Here is a 2,946-nt window from a genome sequence, read left to right as displayed (position 1 = left end):
ACTGAATACATAGGTGCAAGAGGCGAACCAGGGGAACTGAAACATCTAAGTACCCTGAGGAAAAGAAATCAACCGAGATTCCCTTAGTAGTGGCGAGCGAACGGGGACTAGCCCTTAAGTGGCTTTGAGATTAGCGGAACGCTCTGGAAAGTGCGGCCATAGTGGGTGATAGCCCTGTACGCGAAAGTCTCTTAGTCATGAAATCGAGTAGGACGGAGCACGAGAAACTTTGTCTGAATATGGGGGGACCATCCTCCAAGGCTAAATACTACTGACTGACCGATAGTGAACTAGTACCGTGAGGGAAAGGCGAAAAGAACCCCGGAGAGGGGAGTGAAATAGATCCTGAAACCGTATGCGTACAAGCAGTGGGAGCAGACTTTGTTCTGTGACTGCGTACCTTTTGTATAATGGGTCAGCGACTTATTTTCAGTGGCGAGCTTAACCGAATAGGGGAGGCGTAGCGAAAGCGAGTCTTAATAGGGCGTCTAGTCGCTGGGAATAGACCCGAAACCGGGCGATCTATCCATGGGCAGGTTGAAGGTTAGGTAACACTGACTGGAGGACCGAACCGACTACCGTTGAAAAGTTAGCGGATGACCTGTGGATCGGAGTGAAAGGCTAATCAAGCTCGGAGATAGCTGGTTCTCCTCGAAAGCTATTTAGGTAGCGCCTCATGTATCACTGTAGGGGGTAGAGCACTGTTTCGGCTAGGGGGTCATCCCGACTTACCAAACCGATGCAAACTCCGAATACCTACAAGTGCCGAGCATGGGAGACACACGGCGGGTGCTAACGTCCGTCGTGAAAAGGGAAACAACCCAGACCGTCAGCTAAGGTCCCAAAGTTATGGTTAAGTGGGAAACGATGTGGGAAGGCTTAGACAGCTAGGAGGTTGGCTTAGAAGCAGCCACCCTTTAAAGAAAGCGTAATAGCTCACTAGTCGAGTCGGCCTGCGCGGAAGATGTAACGGGGCTCAAACCATACACCGAAGCTACGGGTATCACGCAAGTGATGCGGTAGAGGAGCGTTCTGTAAGCCTGTGAAGGTGAGTTGAGAAGCTTGCTGGAGGTATCAGAAGTGCGAATGCTGACATGAGTAACGACAATGGGTGTGAAAAACACCCACGCCGAAAGACCAAGGTTTCCTGCGCAACGTTAATCGACGCAGGGTTAGTCGGTCCCTAAGGCGAGGCTGAAAAGCGTAGTCGATGGAAAACAGGTTAATATTCCTGTACTTCTGGTTATTGCGATGGAGGGACGGAGAAGGCTAGGCCAGCTTGGCGTTGGTTGTCCAAGTTTAAGGTGGTAGGCTGAAATCTTAGGTAAATCCGGGGTTTCAAGGCCGAGAGCTGATGACGAGTTGCCTTTAGGCGACGAAGTGGTTGATGCCATGCTTCCAAGAAAAGCTTCTAAGCTTCAGATAACCAGGAACCGTACCCCAAACCGACACAGGTGGTTGGGTAGAGAATACCAAGGCGCTTGAGAGAACTCGGGTGAAGGAACTAGGCAAAATGGCACCGTAACTTCGGGAGAAGGTGCGCCGGTGAGGGTGAAGCACTTGCTGCGTAAGCCCACGCCGGTCGAAGATACCAGGCCGCTGCGACTGTTTATTAAAAACACAGCACTCTGCAAACACGAAAGTGGACGTATAGGGTGTGACGCCTGCCCGGTGCCGGAAGGTTAATTGATGGGGTTAGCTAACGCGAAGCTCTTGATCGAAGCCCCGGTAAACGGCGGCCGTAACTATAACGGTCCTAAGGTAGCGAAATTCCTTGTCGGGTAAGTTCCGACCTGCACGAATGGCGTAACGATGGCGGCGCTGTCTCCACCCGAGACTCAGTGAAATTGAAATCGCTGTGAAGATGCAGTGTATCCGCGGCTAGACGGAAAGACCCCGTGAACCTTTACTATAGCTTTGCACTGGACTTTGAATTTGCTTGTGTAGGATAGGTGGGAGGCTTTGAAGCGTGGACGCCAGTTCGCGTGGAGCCATCCTTGAAATACCACCCTGGCAACTTTGAGGTTCTAACTCAGGTCCGTTATCCGGATCGAGGACAGTGTATGGTGGGTAGTTTGACTGGGGCGGTCTCCTCCTAAAGAGTAACGGAGGAGTACGAAGGTGCGCTCAGACCGGTCGGAAATCGGTCGTAGAGTATAAAGGCAAAAGCGCGCTTGACTGCGAGACAGACACGTCGAGCAGGTACGAAAGTAGGTCTTAGTGATCCGGTGGTTCTGTATGGAAGGGCCATCGCTCAACGGATAAAAGGTACTCCGGGGATAACAGGCTGATACCGCCCAAGAGTTCATATCGACGGCGGTGTTTGGCACCTCGATGTCGGCTCATCACATCCTGGGGCTGAAGCCGGTCCCAAGGGTATGGCTGTTCGCCATTTAAAGTGGTACGCGAGCTGGGTTTAGAACGTCGTGAGACAGTTCGGTCCCTATCTGCCGTGGACGTTTGAGATTTGAGAGGGGCTGCTCCTAGTACGAGAGGACCGGAGTGGACGAACCTCTGGTGTTCCGGTTGTCACGCCAGTGGCATTGCCGGGTAGCTATGTTCGGGAAAGATAACCGCTGAAAGCATCTAAGCGGGAAACTTGCCTCAAGATGAGATCTCACTGGAACCTTGAGTTCCCTGAAGGGCCGTCGAAGACTACGACGTTGATAGGTTGGGTGTGTAAGCGCTGTGAGGCGTTGAGCTAACCAATACTAATTGCCCGTGAGGCTTGACCATATAACACCCAAGCAATCTGTAGACTCGAAAGAGACCAGATTGCGGTGTGTGAAGACGCAATGAACCGAAAGTTCGACGCTCACAAAACACCGACAGCTGTCACATACCCAATTTGCTGAAGCGAGGCCATCCGGTCACGAGTCAGTACCCGAATTTCTTGACGACCATAGAGCGTTGGAACCACCTGATCCCATCCCGAACTCAGAAGTG

General features: G+C 52.0%; 1 rRNA gene. It reads left to right on the top strand.

From position 1 onward, the window contains the following. A 23S ribosomal RNA gene (locus tag ACM6JM_RS12635) occupies nt 1–2,736 on the top strand; the annotation flags it as partial. Between the last annotated feature and the right edge of the window lie 210 nt (nt 2,737–2,946).

Source organism: Pseudomonas sp. IT-P2, from assembly GCF_949767575.1.
In the GTDB taxonomy this organism is placed as follows: domain Bacteria; phylum Pseudomonadota; class Gammaproteobacteria; order Pseudomonadales; family Pseudomonadaceae; genus Aquipseudomonas; species Aquipseudomonas pharyngis.
The sequence above is the reverse complement of the archived record's forward strand: the minus strand, read 5'-3'. Positions and strand labels throughout refer to the sequence as shown.